The following is an 18,490-nucleotide window of genomic DNA, read 5'->3' on the forward strand; positions in this document are numbered from 1 at the left end:
AAATCCGAAAGTGGGGTCATCGATGTCACCAGCAGCGTTACACAAGCTGCTGCTTATCCATGACTACTGATTGAAGCTCGCGCACACGGGATTGCCACCCGTGAAGTAGTAGCCAACCTGGATGCTCGACAGGTTCGCGCACAGGTAGGTCTGGAACTCGGCGTCCTTCAGGTTGGTCGTGCTGCGGTTGTAACCCGTGTTGGGCAGCAGGAGGCCCGAGTTGACCACGTCGAGCTTGGTCGTATCCGTCTTCACGTAGAAGAAGCCAGACAGACCATTGCGGGTGTCAGGCCAGTTCGCATCGGTCCGGTAGGCCCGGATGCTGAACACGTAAGCACCGCCGCTCGTGCAGAAGCTCGAGTTCGTCTCGTAGCGGAGCTTGGTGATCGAGTAGATCACCGGGCCGTTGCTGGTGGTCGCGCTCCAGTCCGGACGGTTGCCGGACGGGAAGTTCTCGCAGGTCGTCGGAGCAACCGGAGCCGCCGTGCACGTGGAGCTGGAGCAGAACTGACCGTAAGAGCAGGTCGACTGCGCGGTGCCCGAGCAGGTCGTACCCGGGTTGGAGCCGGCCTTGCACTGGCCCGTCGCCGTGTCGCAGGTGCGGCCCGTGCCGCAAGCCGAGTCCGAGGTGCACTTCGGCGTGCAGACCTTGTCCAGGTTCGAGCACACCAGGTCCGTCGTTCCCTCAGAGTTGCACAGCACGTCCGTGGAGCACTGGCACACCTGACGGTTGTCCGAGGTGCTGATCGCCGCGCACGTCTTCGCGCTCGAGGGACAGTCCGATCCCGCCGTACAGGTCTTCACACAGACCTTCGAGGACGGGTGGCAGATCTCGCCGTCGAGGCAGTCTCCATCCGCCGTGCACGTCAGGCTGGTCTCCTCATCCGCCGGGCAACCAGTCATCACCACGCTCAGCGCGCTCAGCGCGGTGAGCATCATCAACGTTTTACGAAGCTGCATGCTGGACTTCCTCCTGTGGGTGCCTCGCATGGGGCTTCCGGCCTCACAAGCCCCCATCCCATTCTTGCGAGCGGCGGTCGCTTTAGCCCCGCCTGTCTGGATGTGTCAACGAATGTTGACGCCCCCTCGACGCACTCCCCACTGGGAAATTCAGCGCGAACGAAAGCGGACAGCAGCACGGCCTTTTGTTACCGCCGCGCCACTGTCCGCTCGCAATCACTTCTAGAAAATGAACGGGAAATCGATGGGATCGCCCTGCTTCTTGTGCTTCGGAAAGTTCCAACCCTTGATGAGCCCGGAGATGCAGGTCGCCATATAGGTCTTCTTGAACTCCTCCGACTTCACCGAGACGCCCGTCGTCTTGCCGTTCGTCTGGATGACCCACCTCATCACCAGACGGCCCGTCAGGCCCGGATCCTTCTTCTTCTGCTCGTTCACGCACTTCACGATGGCCGGCTTGTTCGCCACCACCACCGACATGATGTCCGATTGACCGAGCCGCTCGGGCACGTCGCCGCCCGGCGCGGGCGGAATGTACGTGGACGGCGTCTTCTCGCCGCTGGCCGTCTTCCCCGCCGCAGGCTTCTTCGTCCCGAACAGATCATCGAAGTCATCGCCCAGGCCATCGTCCGACTGCTTCGACGGCTTCGACACGGCTTCGGACTTGGACGAACTCGAAGAACTCGAAGAGCTCGGACGCGAGGACTCGCCCGAAGACGGTTTCCGCTCCCCCGTCTTCGAGGAAGGCGTCACCTTCGCCACGGCCTCGGCCGCCGCAGGAGTCGCCGCCGGTGTCGTGGGAGGAGGCGTCGGCGTCGCCGCAGGAGTGGCCGCAGGCGTGGCCGGAGCCGTCCCCGCCGCAGGAGCCGCAGGTGGCGTGGCCGCAGCAACGGCTGGCGCAGGCGTCGGTGTCGGCGGGTTGGCCGCAGGGGCGCTCGGAGGCGGCTCCACCTTGGCCACCGGCGGAGTGGCCGGCTCGGGCTCCTTGGGCTGGGGAGCCGGCGTCACGGCTGCCACAGGCTCGGAAGGCGGAGGCGGCGGGCTTCGGAAAGCGAAGAAACCGCCCACCACCAAGAGCAACACCACCACGCCTCCAATGGCCGCGAACATCACGGTCTTGTTCCCACCCCCCTGAGCCGCAGGCGCCGCCGGAGGCGGATATCCCGGGTACGCGGGCTGCGGATACCCCGCCCCCGCATAGGCCGGCTGCCCGTACGCAGGCGCAGGCTGCGCGTACGCAGGCGCAGGTGCCGGAGCAGGCGCGTACGGCATGGGCGCAGGCTGTGATGCACGCATCGGCTCGGCCGCCGCCGCCATCATCGGCGCCGCACGCGCCGCAGGTGCCATCGCGGGCTCGGGAGGCGGCAGATCCAGCAGACCCGGCGCCGAGGGCTTCTCCTCCACCGCAGGCTTCGGAGGAGGCTTGGACAGCGCGTCGTTCTCCTCCTTCACCAGCGAGGCCAGCACGCTCGCCGCCGAGGGCTTCCAGCCCGACGACGTCGGCTCCTGGCCCAGCGCCGGAGCCGCCGGAATCTCCGGACGGTTGTTCTTCGACGCAGCCCCCGCGCTGAAAGCGGACTCCACCGGCGCAGACGGAGCGGACGATGCCGCAGCCACCGATGCAGGCGCGACGATCACCGGCTTCGCCGGACGCGGCGCGAGCACCGAGGCCAGCTCCTTCGCCTCGGAGAGTGGGATCCAGTCACTGAAGCCCGCGCGCCAGCACAGGCTGTCCGGACCCACCTCGCCGCGATCCCAGTGCTCCTTGATCTTGTCGACGGTGAGCGGCCCCACCTGCTTCTCGTCGATGGCGACGAACCAGTCGTTCGCGGATGCCGTGGCCTTGGGATCGTCCGGCAGTTCCTCGGCCTCGGCCAGCTTGCGCATGGCCTCCGCCGAGGCCGCCTTCGCCTCCTTGGCCTTGTCATCACCCGAGCCGATCTTTTGCGAGCCCGAGTTGAGGACCTGATCGAATACCGCGCCGATCTCGTCCTCCTCGACATCCGTGAAGAGGCCACCCTCGGGCGGCGTTCCCAACGAGGCCGGCAACGCCGCAGCGTTGGCGTTCGCGGCCCCATTGGCCGTCGTGGTGGCCGTCACAGCCGAAGCCTCGGACGAGCCATCATCCTTCGGCGCCGCGGCGCCGGCAGGACGCACCACAATGGTGTGGCCGCACTTCTTGCAACGAATCTTGACGCCCTTGGCGCCAATCTTGTCGTCGCTAATCATGTACTGCGCGCGGCAGCTGTCGCAGACGAAGCGCATCGTTCCCCGCAAGTCACAGAAAAGACGGAAGAAATCCCGCCAAACCAAAATCGTAGAGGTGCTCACCGGGGGGGTCAAGGATGCGTCCCAAGACCGCCCGGTTGCCTTTCAACGGCTGAACCCTCCCCCCGATCTAACCGCTACTTCCTCACCTGCACCTCCACGTGCGTCCCTACGGCGACACGCAGATCATGCAGGTCCTCGGAGGTCGCAAACACCAGTAGATCCCGGAGCTTGGTGCGCGGCGGCACGCGGAAGGAGGATCCGGTCTCCCCAGTGACCATCCGCTTGGCCGGCTCCATCTCGCCCGAGGCGAAGAGCCCCGCGCGGGCCGCTGTGAGTTCTACGCCCTCCAACCAGGTGCGCACGTCCGTCGGAGTGGCCGTGGGCAGGTAGGCGCGAACCACCTTGGCGAGCGCCGCCCTGGCCGGCTCGCTGAGGTTCTTCTCCAGCAACTGCCGCGCCTCCGCAAAGTGCCGCGGATCCGCCGTGTGCCGGATCTGCACCACCATGGTCATGGCCGCCTGGAGCAGCGCCTCGAGCCGATCCGGCGCCAGCCGCTGGCTGAAGGCGAGCTCCGAGCGCGCCAGCGCGAGCGTGCGGCCCAGCAGGTAGTAGACCTCTTTCTGTCCCTGCTCCGCGAAGAACTTACCGCCCACGCGCACGCAGGCCGGGTGGGTCTGCAGCAGCTCCGCGTTGATCATCGGCTCGGGAGCGGGCTCGTTGGAGCGCCGGCTGAGCCGCTCGCGGGTGGCCATGAGGAACGGCGAGTAGAGCTCCACCGCCTCCATGCCCAACAGCCGCGCCACGTAGCGGTAGTGGTGGACGTGGTACTCCTGCGAGGTGCCGACGTCGATGCGGTGCTTCTTCGGGACGATCTGGTACTGCTGGAAGGGCACCGCGTACAGGTGCCCCACCTGCTCGAACAGGATCCCCATCAGCTCCGAGAGCGGCGTGCGCACCTTCGGGTGGAACAGGTGCGTCTGCCAGAGCCGATCCGTCAGCGCGCGCTGCGCCACTTCCTTGCGCTTGGCGTAGGGCCCCAGCTTCGTGAGGATCTCCTTCTCGTCATCCCCCGGATCACCGATGAGGCCCCCCACCGCCTGCGCGGCCAGCCACGCCCCGTCGTAGTCCTTGCGCACCGCCAGCAGGCGCACGAGGTGGCCGCACACCTTGCGCGGATCCTCCGTGTTCGGCAGCGCCCGGCGGAGCGCCGCGATGGCCTCCTCCTCCTTGCCCTGCACCTGGCCCGCCACCTCGGCGAAGGTCTCCTGCACCTTCGCATCCTCCGGCAGGCCCTTGGCCACCACGCCGTAGGCCGCCACCGCGCCCTCGGTGTTCTTCAGCACCTGGAGGTACAGATCGCCCAGCGCACGCCACAGTGCCATGCGCGCCACGTGGGTGTCCGGCGTCTTCGGGATGCGAGAGAGCATCCGCGCGTAGTTGTCCTCCAGCGCCTTCCACTGGCTGGCCTGCCCCAGCATCGCCTCGAGCGCGCTGAAGGCCTCCACGAAGCGGTGATCCAGGTCCAGGGCGCGGTTGAACGCCTCGGCGGCGCCCTCCACGTCCTTCGCCTCGTCACGGCGGATCTCCGCCAGCGCGAACCACACCCGCTTGGCCTTGTGCGGCTCGGCGGCCAGGGCGGGCAGCGACAGCATCCGCTGCAGCACGTCCGCCGCTTTGTGCCCCTGGCGCGTCTCGCGCAGCAGCACGTACAGCTTGTCCATCACCTCGGGCGCATCCGGCTGCTCCCTGAGGGCGCCGCTGAACGCGTCGATGGCCATGTACGGGTCCTTCAGCATCTCCCGCGCGATCTCGCCCAGTTCCAGCAAGACCTTTGCCTTGGCCTCGCCGTCCAGCACGTTGACGAGTTGCTGGCGCAGTTCGGCGGACTTCTCGTACTGGCGCGCCTTGTCCATCAGCGCCACCAGGGCCCGCAGGGACGGCTCGTGCCCCGGGTCGATGGCCAGCGCTTTCTCGAAGTGGTTCTGCGCGCGGTCCGCGTGGCCCAGCGCGGCCAGCACGTCACCGAGCTGCCAGTAGACTTCCACCACTTCCAGGTCCGTGAGGCTCTCGCGGTGGTGGATGAGGATGGCCTGGAACACCTTCAGCGCGTCGTCGTAGCGCTTGGACTGCACCAGCAGGTTGCCGAAGCTCTCCAGGTTGGCCAGGTACCGTGAGTCCAGACCGTAGGACTTCTCGTACGCATCGAGCGCCTTCTCGCGCTTGCCCAGCTTCTCCGACACGTAGCCGAGCCGGTACAGCTGCCGCGACAGATCCACCGTCACGGCGCCGTCCTTCTCCGCGATGGCCTTCTCCGCCATCTTCCGGACGACGATGTCCAGCATCTTCTCGCCGAGCATCCAGTCCTCGCGAGCGATGTAGACGTCCGCCAGTGGGCGCGCCGCCTCGAGGCTGTCCGGGACGTGCTTGAGTACCTCCTCGAAGTAGTGAGTGGCTGTCTGCTGATCCTGCCGCGTCTCCGCGTGGTACTTCGCCACGTCCAGCAGCGCGCGGGCCTTGGCCTGCGGATCATCGGAGCTCTGGGCCTCCTGGAGCAGCGTCTGCTCGTAGCCGCCCCAGTCCTGATCCTGCTCCTGAATGCCCTTGAGGGCGCGGATGCTGGGCAGGTACCCCGGGTCGATCGCGAGCGCCTGCTGGTAGCTGGACTTCGCGCTCCCCGTGTCCATCAACATGTCTTCGTTGATCTTGCCCATGCGGTGGTACAGCTCCACCGCCTCCGGCGACTGACCGAGCACCTGCGCCTCGAGCCGCAGCATCTCCAGCGCGTCCGGCCAGTTGCCGCTGCGCTCGTACAGCTTGCCCAGGGCGTTCAGCGCCGGCCGGCACGAGGGCTCCACCTGCAGCGCGTACTGGTAGCTGGCCACCGCGCGGTCCACCGCCTTGAGCTGCTGGTGATAGACGGTGCCCATCTCCACGTAGAGCTCGGCCTGCTCCTTCGGCTCGGTCGTCAGCGACAGCTGACGCTCGTAGGCGACGATGAGATCCTCCCAGCGCTCCTGCATGCGCCGCAGCCGGATCAGCGTCTTGATGGCCTGCATGTTCGTCTGGTCGATGGCCAGGATGGCCTCGACGCAGGCGTCCGCGTTCGCCAGGTTCTGGTACTTGTCCTCCCAGATGCCCGCGCTGCGGAAGAGCACCCGGACCCGCTCCCGGTAGTCCGTGCTCAGCTCCAGCATGCGCTCGTAGACCGCCAGCAGCTCCGCCGGCTGGTCCATCTTCGTGTGCAGCCGCTCGAGCGACTCCAGCGCCTCGCGGTTCTCCGGGTTGAACTCCAGCGCTTGCCGGTAGGCCACCACCGCGGCCTCGTCATCGCCGATGTCCCGCTCGTAGACGCCCGCCACTTCAACCTGGATGCGCGCGCGCTCCTCCGCCGTGCCCATCAGGTCCCGCTTGCGCTGCAACGTGGCAGCCACGTCCGAGTGCGCGTTCTGGCGGCGGTACAGCGCGGCCAGCACGTCCAGCGTCTCCACGTCCGGCTCGAGCTCCAGGGCTCGCAGCAGCGCCGTGGCCGCCTCCTGCGGATCCCCCACCCGCTCGTCGTAGATGCGGGCGATCTCCTTCAAGATGCTCTTGCGCGACTCGATGGACGCAGCGGCCTCGAGCTGCTGCTCCAGGGCCACCACGTACTCGCGGTCCCGGCCGCGCCGCTGGAACATCCCCGCCAGCCCCTCGAGCGCCGTGGCGTTCGTCGGGTCGAACTCGAGGATCTTCCGATACGCCGCCTCGGCCGCAGCCGCGTCATCCAGCTTCTCGTCGTGGACGCGCGCCAGCGTGGCGTAGAGCCGCTCGGCCAGCGGTCCCTTGGGCAGCGAGTCCGCCACCTCCTCGTAGACCGCCGCGAGCTCCTCATGAGAGCCCGTCTCGTTCGCCAGCCGCTCCACCTGCTCGCGGATGGTGTCGTCCGCCGCGTCGATCTGCAGCGCACGGCACATGGCCAGGAACGCCACGTCCTTCTGACCGAGCCGCTCCTCCTGCACCCGCGCCAGCTCGCGCAGCCAGGTGAGCTTCTCCTCGTCCGTGACGAGGTTAGGCATGTACCGGTCCACCACGCCGGCGTAGGCACGCCAGTCGTTGTGGCTGCGGTACAGCGCCGACACCCGCTCGAAGGCCGTGCGGTTGGCCGGATCCAGCTCCAGCACCTTCTCCAGAGCGCCCGCGGACTGCTCGGGCTTGGCGCCCGGGCCTTCCCACATGTCCGCCACCGCAAAGTACGCGGCCACCGCCTGCTCGCGCTCCTCCGTGCCCAGGTGCACCTGCACCTTGAGTTCCAGCGCGCGGACGGCGTCGTTATAGGCACGCAGGGACACGAACAGCGCCTGGACGCGATCCAGGTCCGGCACCGTGTGCGGCTCCACCTCGAGCGCGCGGCGGGCGGCGTCCAGCGCCTCCTCGCGGCGGCCCATCTCTGCCAGCACCTCCGCCAGGCGGATGCGCAGCGCCTTCACGCCCTCCGAGGACTCCTGCAGCGGCACGAGCCGGCGCAGCACCGCCACCAGCTCCTCACGCTGGGCCGTCTCCTCGTACAGCTCACGCAGCGTGTCCAGCACCACCCGGTGGCGCGGGTCGCGGTCCAGCGCGGCCTTGAAGTACGGCACCGCCGCCTCGGGCTGCTTCAGCAGCCGGTACGCCACCCGGCCCAGCCGCTCGTTGAGGCGCACGACCTCGCGCGGATCCAGCGTCTGCGCCAGCCGATCCGCCAGCAACGTCCGCAGCTCTTCCGGACGATCCGCGCGCTCCAGCAGGCTCTCCAGCGCGGAGAAGGCCTGCTCGTTGCGCGGGTTCTTCGCCAGCAGCTCGCGGTACAGCTCGATGGAGCGGCCCAGGTCCGCCAGCCCCTCGGCCGACACCTGCGCCATCTTGGAGAGAACGCGCTCCTTCTCCGCCCCGCTCACGCGCTCCAGCTCGTGCTGCAGGATGGCGTACAGCTTGTCGGACGCGCCCGCCGCCTCGTACAGGCCCTCCAGGAGCCGCGCGGACGCCAGGTGCGCCGGATCAATGGTCAGGATCTGCTCGTAGGCCGACGCCGCCCGGTCCATGCTCTCCAGGCGCTCCTGGCACAGCTGGCCCAGGCGGAACAGGAAGCCCGTCTTGTCCGCCGGTGCCGTGGCGCCCGTGGCCAGCTGCTCCAGCACGCCCGCCAGCTCCGGCCACGCCTCCAGCCCCACGTAGAGCCGATCCAGCGCCAGCAGCGCCTTCTCCTGCACGGACGCGTGCAGCGTGCGCGCGCGCTCGTAGTAGGTGATGGCGCGCTCGGGCTCGCGCAGCTTCGTCTCCAGCATCTGCCCGAGCTTGAGGCACACATCCGCCGCGTCCTCCGCCTCGGCGATGCGCGGCAGCGCCTCCTCGTAGGCCGCCACCAGCTCGTCATACGTGCTGGAGGCATCCGTCGCGCTCTCCAGCCGGTGACGCAGGTCCGCGTCGTTCGGGTCCTCCTTGAACGCCCGGAAGAGCGCCAGGAACGCCAGCTCCGCCTCTCCCTGCGTCTCGCGCAGCGTGGCCAGCTCGCCCAGGAGCGCCTTCTTCTCGAAGGCGTCCGTGGAGGCGCCCACGCGCACCTCGATGTACTGCGCCAACTTGGTGATGTCGCCGCTGGCCCGCAGGGCCTTCAGCAGCGTCTCCACCGCGAGCAGGTTCTGCGGCTCGCGGCTCACCCACGCCTCCATGCGCGCCACCGCGCCCGCATGGTTCGGCTGCAGCGTGAGCACCTCGCCGAAGAGCGCCAGTGCGCCCGGCTTGTCCAGCAGCTTGCCCTCGCGCACCGTGGCCAGCCGGAACTTCAGCTCCAGCGCCTGCTCCGGCGGCATCAGCGCGATGCGCTTGGCCAGCACGTCCGCGAGCTCCGGCCAGCGCTCCTGCTTCTGGCACAGGCTCTCCATCCGGCCGAGCGCCGCCGCGTCATCCGGCTTGAGCTCCAGCAACCGCCGGAACGTCGCGAGCGCCCCGAGGGTGTCCTTGAGCTGATCCTCCTGCAGCACGCCGATCTGGAAGAGCACCACGGCACGGCGAACCGGATCCTCGGCCATCGCCAGCTGGCGGCGCAGCACTTCCAGCAGCTCCGCGGGCTTGCCCTCGGACGTGAGCAGCCGGCCCACGCTCTCCAGGGCCTCCTCGTCCGTGGGGCGCACCTCCAGCACCTTGCGCCACGCGGCGAGCGCCTCGATGTCCTCGCCCATGCGCGCCTGCAGCCGCGCCAGCGCGCGGTACAGCTCTCCTCGCGCCGCGTCGCTCGCCTTCGGAGCGACGTTGGCGAGCACTTCCATCAGCTCCTCGGGCGTGCCCGCAGGCTCCACCAGAGAGAGGCACAGCTCCAGAGAGCGCAGCTCATCCGGGAGCTCCTGGAGCGCCCGGACCGCGTACACGAACGCCAGCTCCGCGTTCTCCATGGGGCCCGCGTACGTCTCCGCGATGCGGCGCAGCAGCGCCACGCGCTCCTGCGGCAGCGGCTCCACGGAGGCCCGCGCCTCCAACATCTGCACCTGCTTGAGGTGGTCTCCGACACCGGCGAACACCGGCTCCAGAGCGCTGGCCGCCGCGCCACGCAGCGGGCTCTCCGAGCGTGCCATCTCCTCCAACGCGCCCACCGCTCCCGCGTGTCCCGCCCGGCGGGCCAGCACCGCCTGGTACAGATCCAGCGCGCCGCGCGGATCATCCAGGCGGGTGAACTTCAACCGGCCCAGGCGCACGCGCAGATCCGAGGCCTCCTCGGTCGCGTTGCGCGAGTCCGCGAGCTGGATCTCCCGCTCGATGTGCTGCGCCAGCTCCGGCCAGCGCTCCATCTCCGTGAGCACCTTGGCCAGCAGCTTCAGGGCGTTGCCGTTCTCCGGCTTGCGCTCCAGGATGGCCCGGTAGGCCTGCGCGGCGAGCGCCTTGTCCGACAGCGTCTCCTCCGCGAGGTGCGCCAGCTCGAAGAGCAGGTTGATCTGCTGACTGGCGTTGGTCTCCGCCGCCACCTGCCGGCGCATGACCAGCGCCAGTTCACGGTGGGCACCCGTGCGCCGGTGGATGCGGGCGATCGACTCCAGCACTTCCTTGTTGTACGGCTCGCGCTTGCTGACCTCTTCCAGCGCGCGAACCGCCAGGTCGTAGCGCTTCAGGCGCCCGTCGTAGACAGCCGCCGACCGCTTCCACAGCTCGCCCGCCAGCGGCTCCTGCACGCCCCGCTCGAGCTGATCCTCGTAGGCTGCCGCCACCTCCTCGAAGGAGCCCGAGTCGGCCGCGAGCCGCTCCAGCTCATCGAGCACGGTGGGGGCCTGGGGGAACTCGCTAAAGGCGCGCAGGCGCGCGGCAAAGGCCAGCGACGTCTGTCCCAGCGACTCTCGCAGGACGGCGATCTCCTGGATGCGCTCCAGCCGCTGCTCCGGTTGAGCGGAGGACAGCAGCACCTCCAGCACCTCCACCAGCTTCCGGGTGTCGTTGACACTCCGGTAGACGGGCTCCAGCAGGCGGGCCGCATCCAGCCGCTGCCCCTCCTGGACAAACAGCCGCTCCAGGCCCGCAATGCCCTGCGGATCGCCCGGAACCAGTTCCAGCAGCCCACGGTAGGCCATGAGCGCCTCGGCCGTGCTCTCCGCGAGCTCCAGCAGCTGCGCACGGCGCAGGATGAAGCCCCGGCGGGACTCGACGTCCGCCGCCAGCTCCGCCAGCTGCGCCAGCACGTCCGCCTGCTCCTGGACGCGGTGGCCCTTCGCAAACAGCTTGTCGAGCGCCAGCAGGCCCTCGGGCGCCTTCTTCAGCGCGAGCGCGGAGCGGTAGGCCTCGATGGCCTTCGCGTCATCCCCCGCGCTGGCGTAGGCGTCACCCGCCTTGAGCAACAGTCCGCGCCGGGTCTCCGGATCCGTGGCCAGCTGGGCCTGCGCCGCGTACACCTCGGAGAGGTTCTTCGCGTTCTGGCCCTTCTCGTACAGGCGTGACAGCGCATCCAGCGCCGGGCGATCCTGCGGAGCGTCCTCCAGCAGGCTCTTCCACAGACGCGCGGCCTCCTCGGGCTGGTTCAACTGCTCGCGCAGCTCTGCCGTCCGGCGCAGCAGCGTCATCGCCGATGGATCACCCGCAGGCAGATCCGAGATGGCGTTCTCGTAGATCTCCGCCAGCACCTCGTGCGAACCCGTCTCACGCGCCAGCCGCTCCAGCTCCGGCCGCAACGCCTCGCGATCGATCCCCGCCGCGAACGCCTTCACCGCCGCCATGAAGGCCAGCGAAGGCTGCTGCATCTCCTGCTCGTAGATGCGCCGGATCTCCGTCGCCAGCTCGGACTTCTCCGCCGTCAGCGCGGCCTCCATGCGCGTCTCGCGCAGGGCCACCCGGCGGGCGTGGTCTCCCAGCTTCTGGAGCACCGGATCCAGCGTCTCCAGCGCCGCCCGGCTCGTCGGCAGGGCCGCCTTCACCCACTCCTCCAGAGCGGTGCGCGAGCCCGGATGGCCCGGGTCCTCGGCCAGGATGCGCTCGTAGAGCTTGAGCGCGGCGGTCGGGTTGTTCAGCGTGGTGCGCAGCAGTTCCGCGAGACGGAAGGAGACCTCGCGCCCCTGCGGGCTCTGACCCTCCTGGCTCCGGCGCAGTTCCAGCGCCCAGGCCAGATCCTGCGCCTGGTTCAGCTCCGTGTAGAGGCGATCCAGTGAGGCCCCGGCCTCACGCTGGAGCGCATCCCGCTCGGCGATCGTGCGCCACGCGGCGGCAGCGCGCGCCTTGTTGCTCAGCTTGCTCTCGTGCAGCAGCGCCGCCTCGCGCAGGTACGCCACCTGCTCCGCCTGCTCTGTGGAGACGGAGGCCAGCTTCTCGAGCACTTCAGCCAGCTCCGCCCACTGCTCGCCCGCGCGGTGGAGCCGCTGCAGCGACTTGAGGCAGTCGACGTTGGTGGGCTCCAGCTCCAGCAGCGCATGCAGCGCCTTCACCGCGCTGGCCTTGTCGTCGAGCTTCTTCTCCTGCACTTCGGCCAGATCGCGCAGCAGCGCGGCGCGCGCGGGGCCAACATTCCCCTCCTCCGTCAGCTCCTGGAGGATCTCGGCGTAGCTGTCGAGCGCGTCCGCGTCCTCGGCCGCCTGGCGCGCCGTGGCCCGCAGACCCGCGTCTCCCGGCGTCAGGCGCATGGCCCGAGCCAGTGCCGCGAAGGCCAGCTCTGGCTGGCGCAGGTGCGTCAGGTGCACGTGCGCGGCCTGCCGCAGCGCCTGAGCACGGGCCGAGTCGTCCTTCGCCACCTCGGCGAGTACGTCGAGCGCCGCTACCAACTTACGGTGGTCCTTGGTGATTTCGTACGCCGGCAGCAGCGCCCGCGCCGCCGCCTCACGCGCCGGGCCCGAGGCGAGCATGCCCTCCAGCGCGGTCAGCGCATCCGGATCGGAGGGGCGCTGGCGGAGAATGTCCGCGTAGCTGTTCACTGCCTCGGCCTGATCGCCGCCCGGAGCGCCCTGGAGCAGCTGCGCGCGCTTGAGCTTCAGCCGCGCCACCTTCTCGGTGTCTCCCGCCGTCTCCGCGAGCGCCACCATGCGCGCCAGCGTGTCGTTCAGCTCGCGCGTCCGGCCCGCCTTCTCGTACAGCTCGGCGAGCCGCGGCAGGAACTTGCCCTCTTCCGCGCCATGCGTGAGCGCCGCCTGCAGCGCATCGGCCGCATCGGCCGGACGGCCCGTCTGGGCGCTGAGCTCCACCAGCTGGAGCAGCAGCCGCAGGCGCTCCTGACCTTTGGCCGTCTGGATGCGCTTGCGCAGCAGCGCCTCCGCATCTCCCACGCGGCCCGCGCGCCACAGCAGCCGCAACAGCCGCTGGAGCAGCTCGGGTGACTCAGGCGCACGGCCCAGCGCCGCCTGCAGCGCGTCCGTGGCGTCCGCCACCGCTCCCACTTCCTCGGCCAGCGTCGCCGAGTCCGACAGCAGCTGCACGGCCACCTGCAGCTCCTCGGACTCCGTGGCCAGCCGCCGCAGCACGCGCACCAGCTCCGCCTGCGCGGAGAGATCGCGCGCCAGGCGCAACGCCTCGCCGCGGCTCAGGTCATCCTTGGGATTCTCGCGGAGCCCGCGGATACGGGCGTCGAAGGCAGCCCGGCTGTCGGCCAGCTGCTTCTCGTGGATCGTCGCCAGCAGGCCGATGAGGCGCTGACGCGCGGCGGAGTCCGTCGTGGCATCCAGCTGCTGCTGGAGCGCGGCGACCTGCCGCTGGTGATCGCCCGTCCGGCCGTACTGGTTGGCGAGCGCCTCGGCGATCTCCGCCGTCCGGATGCCCGCCGAGGCCAGCCGCTCCAGCCCGCCCACCACGAGGCCCGTGGAGACGTTCTCGGACAGGAGCTTCAGGAAGAGCTTCGCCGCGTCCTCATTCCGGTTCAGCCGCTCCGCGTAGAGCTTCGCCTGCCGCGCCGACCAGTCACTGCGCTCCACCTGCGTCTCGGCGAGCGTCGACAACCGGCCCGCCAGCTGCGCGGCCTCCTCGAATTTCGACAGCGACACGCACAGCGCCTGCAGGCGCTGCAGCGGTCCGGGCTCGTCCGGTGCCATCGAGACGAGCTGCCGCACCAGCGGCTCGATCTCGTCCGAAGGCGCGCCCGCGGTCTCCTTGCGGTTGATCTCCGTCTCCAGCTTCACGCGCGGATCCTCCGCGCGCGCCGCCGCCGCCTTGAGCGACTTCACGGCCTCCTCGGCCACCGAGTCACCCGGCGCCCGCGCCAGGACCTCGCGCCAGGCCGCCTCGGCGCCCACGGGATCCGCCAACGGCCCCTGGAGCAGCTGCGCGAGCTGCCGCCAGATGGCCAGCGCCACCTGCTCGGGAGCCACCAGCACTGCCCGCTTGAGCGCCATGGCCAGCTCGTGCTGGGCCTGTGCCTTCTCCGCGTGCTCCACCACCGTGCCCAGCAGCAGCGGCCGGGCCGGCTCCAGCACCAAGGCGCGAGACAGCACGTCGAAGGCACGGCGAGCATCCCCGCGCTCCTCGTACGTCATCGCCAGGCTCTCGCAGAAGGCGATCCGCTCCGCCTTCGGGCGCGGCGAGAGCATCGCCAGATCCAGCAGCGGATCCACTGCCTCGTACTGCTCGGTGTCCGCCAGCAGCCGGGCCAGCTCGAAGGCCGCGAGCGCGTTCGTCGGGTCGACCTTGAGCGCCGCCTCCAGGTGCGTGCGCGCGGCGGCTCCATCGTTCAGCTGGTTCAGGCACAGATCCGCCAGCCGCAGCCGCAGCGAGGCCTGGGCCTGCCGATCCTTCACGGTGGCCACGTGCTTTTCGAGCACCGCGAGGGCATCCGGGCCCCGGCCATGCTCCATCAGCATCTCCGCCGCGAGGTTCACCGCGTCCGCGCGCGTCGGGTCCGACGACGCCGCCTTCTCGATGGCCGCGAGCGCGCCCGCCGGATCATTGAGCCGCGTCAGGCGGCCGGTGCCCACGCGCAGCCACAGGTCCACCTGGGCCGTGCGGTCCTTGGCCTCGTTGGCCATGGCCTCGAACTGCGTAATGGCCGAGGCGAAGTCGCCGCTGCGCTCGGCCATCCTCTCGATGAGGTTGAGGGCTTCGGGCATGCCCGGCCACAGCAGGAAGCACCGGTCCAGCGCCTCCTTCACCTTGCTGGCCCCGGCCTGCGGGTCGTACCAGGCGAAGAGCTTCGCCACGAGCAGCGACAGCCGCGCCGCGCTCTTCCGGTCCCGCTCCTCCAGGGACATGCTGCGCAGCATGCGGACGCGGTCACGCCACGTCTGCTCGAAGCGCTGCAGCGCCTTCTGCGCCTTCTCCACCCGCGCGCTCTGCGGATCCAGCGTGCGCGCCACCTCGAGCACCTTCTCGGCCAGCGCGTGCTCCGTCGGATCCTCCACCAGCCGCTCGGCGACAGCCGCGTACTCGTCGGCCATGCCCTCAGCGCCCATCGCCTCGCGCTCGCGCTCCAGCGCCTCGAAGGCGGGCTGGAAGCGGTCCTCGCTCAGCAGCACCTGGCGCAGCCGCTTGAAGGTGGCCCGATCCGGCGCCGCGCGCGTGGCCTGCTGGAGGCAGAACACCGCCCGGTCGCGCCGGAAGAGCTTCGTCTCGTAGAGATCCGCCGCCTTCAGGAAGAAGCCTGCGCTCTCCTGGCCCGTGGTGGAGCCGGCCAGCCGCTCCAGCGTGTCCGCCAGCGACGCGGCGTCCTGCTTGGCCTCGTAGAGCGTCTTCATCCCGCGCAGCACGGGGAGCGGATCGGGAGCCAGCAGCAGCGCACGCCGCAGCAGTTCCTCGGCGCGGGCCGGGTTCCGGAGCCGCTCGAGCGAGAGCTCCGCGGCGCGGCTCAGGAGACGGGTGGCCTCGGGGGCGGGCACCTCGCGCCCGCGCCCCTCGTAGAGGCGAATCAGGTCCTCGACGCGACCCGCCTTCTCCAATGTGGCCTCGGTCTCGAGGAAGGACCGTTCATCGGTCGCACGCACAGGGGTGGAGCGCGGAGAAGAGTTTTGTTCCATGGACAGCGGGCCTCGCGGGAAAGGGAGCGCAACCGCACGGAGGCGCTAGAGGGGTGAGACTCTAGCGATCGTGAGCGTCCCCGGGCAATCGCGCAAAGCTCGCCAACCGGCGAGAACTATTGACTTTCCTGCTCCCCAGACGAGGTAGCAGGCGATGGGGTCTCGGATCCAGCCTCGGCGTCCTTCTCGGACTCCTTGGCGGCACCCGGAGGAGGCGGGGGAGGAGCCTCCGGCAGGGTCTTGGCGCGCTCCAAGCCTGCGGCATCGTTCAGCCGCGTGTAGAGCTCGATGGCCTTGGCTTTCTGCTGAAGCTCCTCGGCCAGCTGAGCGGCGCGGGGCAAGTTGCCCAGCTGCTCATGGAGCGGAAGGGCCTTCTCCTTGCGGCCCGCCTGCTCCCAGGCTTCGGCGGCGGACGCCGTCTCACCCAGCAGCTCCAGCCAGCGGGCGCGGCCGGCGGGCTTCTTCTCCTCGTCGGCGCGGGCCAGCTCGCGCTGGGCGAGGGCCTTGGCCTCCTCGTCCAGCTTCAGCCGCTGCATGAAGTGGAACGCCTTGGGCGGAGGCAGAGGGCTCAGCACCTCCACGGCCTCGCGGCGCTGGCCCGCGGCAGCCAGGAGCGTCGCCGCGCCCAGCCGATCCCCGCGCTCCACCAGCGACTTCACCTCGAGGCCCCGAACGCGGTTGGCGCTCGCCATGTCCCGCGAGCGCTCGTACGACTTGCGCGCCTGGGTCAGCTTGTTCGCCCGCTCGTACGCGAGGCCCGCCTGATCGTACTGGCGAGCGCGCTCGTACAGCCGCGCCACGTTCTCGAAGTCGGCCTTGGCCACGTAGTGCTCCATGAGGAGCTCGTACGCGCCCGCCTTCTCCAGCGTGGGGCCAATCTGATCGGCCGGCAGCCCCGCCACGAGGCGGCGCGCCGCGTCCATGTCCTTGCCTTCGACCGCGCAGCGCAGCGCGCTCTTGATGTCGCCGCCCGCCTCGAAGAGGCGAATCGCCTCCGCGAAGGAGTTGTTGCGCTCGTGCAGCCTGCCCGCGTCACGGGTGCGGCCCATGGTCTCGAGCTGCTTGGCCTGCTCGGACCAGTCGCCGGTCAGCTCCGGCATGGGCGGACGCTCGGCGCGCTCACGACGCTCGCCCCGCTCGGGACGCTCACCGCGAGCACCGCGCTCGCCACGTTCACGGCGCTCACCGCGCTCCGGACGGTCACCCCTCTCCGGACGGTCGCCGCGAGCACCCCGCTCGCCGCGCTCACGGCGCTCGCCCCGCTCGGGGCGCTCACCGCGCTCGGGACGCTCGCGGCGCTCACCCTCGGCGCGCACGGGCTCCTCGGTCTCGGTACCGGGCTGACGGCCGCTGGCGGTGAACGCCGCCTCGGCACGCTCGCGATCGCCCGCAGCGCGCCAGGCCTGACCGACCAGGAACATCACGTCCGTGTAGGCGACGAACTTCTCGCGCACGGGATCCGCGGCAGGGGCCGCAGGAGCAGCCCCCTCGGCAGGAGCAGCGCCCTCGGCAGGGGCGGCACCCTCGGCAGGAGCAGCGCCCTCGGCAGGGGCGGCACCCTCGGCAGGAGCAGCGCCCTCGGCAGGAGCGGCACCCTCAGCGGGCGCGGCCGGAGCAGCACCCTCGGCCGGAGCCGCGGCAGCCCCCTCAGAGGGAGCAGCAGGCGCCTCAGGAGCGGGCGGCTTCGGCTGGCGCTGCACGCGCAGCAGCGTGGTGATGAGGCGGCCACGCGCATTCGGGTCCAGGTCATCCAGGGACTTGAGGCGCATGGGGCGCAGCGCGCGCACGATGGCCTCCAGCGGTCCCTTCTGGGCCGCGAAGTCATTCTTGGAGAGAGCCTTCTCCAAGACGCTCAGCTCGGCGATGACTCGCTGGGCAGGCCCACCGGCGCCGGGCTCGTCACGGCCACGGCCGCGCCCCCGTCCCGGTCCATCGCCCCGGCCACGGCCGCCATCGCGGCCACCGAAGCCACCGTCCCGACCACCAAAGCCACCCGGACCGTCACGGCGAGGTCCCTGACCGGGCCCTCCGTCCCGTCCGCGCCCACCACCACCGCGCGGCCCACCGCTTCCATTCTCCTGAGGCACGTGTTTCTCCCGCTAGAACGCGTAGCGAAGGTTCGGCGACACCGCGAACCCGATCGAACCCGAGGACACCAGATAGCTTCCGGTGATCTCGACGCCCACTGAGAAGTGTCGCAGGCGCGTGTAGTACTCCACTCCCGGCCCGGCGAACACCAGAATGTCGGAATCGGGCAGCAGCAGCTTCGGCGAGAACTTCACGAAGCCGGCCCCCGCCCGGGCATAGATGAAGGTGCGCTTGACGTCCTGGCTGTCCGCGAAGCCCACCAGGTGCGCGCGCAGCGTGGCGCCCGGCACCAGCATCGAGAAGGCTCCGGAGGCCGCGCCCCCGGACTTACCGACGTACTCGGAGCCCGCGCTGTTGGTGGAGGCCTGCACGAACAGGCCTAGGGAGAGCCGCTCGCCAATATCGAACCCCACTTCCACCTGGGCCGCCTGTCCGGCCGAGAAGGGCCGCGGCGTGTTCTCGTCGGCAGGAGGGTTCACGACGAAGAACGGTCCTCCTTGGACGGAGAGGTATAGGCCGCGCTCGATCTCGTTATAGGTCTCCGCCTCCTTGTCCCCCGTGGAGTTCTTGGAGGTGGAGGAGTCCTGAGCCCGCGCGAACGCAGGAAGGACGAGCACGCTGAGGAGAGCAAGGGATGCAAGAGCTTTCATGCGAGTCCTGACGTTACCGCGCCCAAGGCAGCCGGCACCTAAAAAGCGACGCGGGCGGACTCGCTGCCGAGCCCGCCCGCTGCCTTACTACAATTTTTCAGCAGCTCCGAT

Annotated in this window: 6 protein-coding genes; all 6 read right to left on the reverse strand. The window is 69.9% G+C overall.

Features of this window, described 5'->3' with window-relative positions; genetic code table 11:
* Positions 1-63: 63 nt before the first annotated feature.
* Positions 64-960, reverse strand: a complete 897-nt coding sequence (locus DB31_RS21885; protein WP_157232102.1) for a hypothetical protein — start codon at positions 958-960, stop codon at positions 64-66.
* Positions 961-1,182: 222 nt separating this feature from the next.
* On the reverse strand, positions 1,183-3,225 hold the full coding sequence (gltJ, locus tag DB31_RS21890) for an adventurous gliding motility protein GltJ (RefSeq protein ID WP_044191068.1): 2,043 nt from the start codon (positions 3,223-3,225) through the stop codon (positions 1,183-1,185).
* Between the two features lie 140 nt (positions 3,226-3,365).
* Complete coding sequence (locus tag DB31_RS21895; RefSeq protein WP_044191069.1) at positions 3,366-15,641, reverse strand: tetratricopeptide repeat protein; 12,276 nt, start codon at positions 15,639-15,641, stop codon at positions 3,366-3,368.
* 116 nt (positions 15,642-15,757) lie between these two features.
* A complete protein-coding gene (locus DB31_RS21900; protein ID WP_240486808.1) occupies positions 15,758-17,488 on the reverse strand; it encodes a DEAD/DEAH box helicase in 1,731 nt (576 codons plus the stop codon).
* A 5-nt stretch (positions 17,489-17,493) separates the two neighbouring features.
* On the reverse strand, positions 17,494-17,715 hold the full coding sequence (locus DB31_RS50590; protein ID WP_240486809.1) for a hypothetical protein: 222 nt from the start codon (positions 17,713-17,715) through the stop codon (positions 17,494-17,496).
* Positions 17,716-17,740: 25 nt separating this feature from the next.
* Positions 17,741-18,379: an adventurous gliding motility protein CglE gene (gene cglE, locus DB31_RS21905; protein ID WP_044191073.1), complete on the reverse strand. Its 639-nt coding sequence runs from the start codon at positions 18,377-18,379 to the stop codon at positions 17,741-17,743.
* Positions 18,380-18,490: the final 111 nt, after the last annotated feature.

Source organism: Hyalangium minutum (assembly GCF_000737315.1).
In the GTDB taxonomy this organism is placed as follows: domain Bacteria; phylum Myxococcota; class Myxococcia; order Myxococcales; family Myxococcaceae; genus Hyalangium; species Hyalangium minutum.

Bases quoted from the DNA above. Each gene is read 5' to 3' on its own strand.
- gltJ (WP_044191068.1), bottom strand. From the start codon at position 3,225: ATGCGCTTCGTCTGCGACAGCTGCCGCGCGCAGTACATGATTAGCGAC.
- DB31_RS21885 (WP_157232102.1), bottom strand. From the start codon at position 960: ATGCAGCTTCGTAAAACGTTGATGATGCTCACCGCGCTGAGCGCGCTG.
- cglE (WP_044191073.1), bottom strand. From the start codon at position 18,379: ATGAAAGCTCTTGCATCCCTTGCTCTCCTCAGCGTGCTCGTCCTTCCT.
- DB31_RS50590 (WP_240486809.1), bottom strand. From the start codon at position 17,715: ATGGAAGCGGTGGGCCGCGCGGTGGTGGTGGGCGCGGACGGGACGGAG.
- DB31_RS21895 (WP_044191069.1), bottom strand. From the start codon at position 15,641: ATGGAACAAAACTCTTCTCCGCGCTCCACCCCTGTGCGTGCGACCGAT.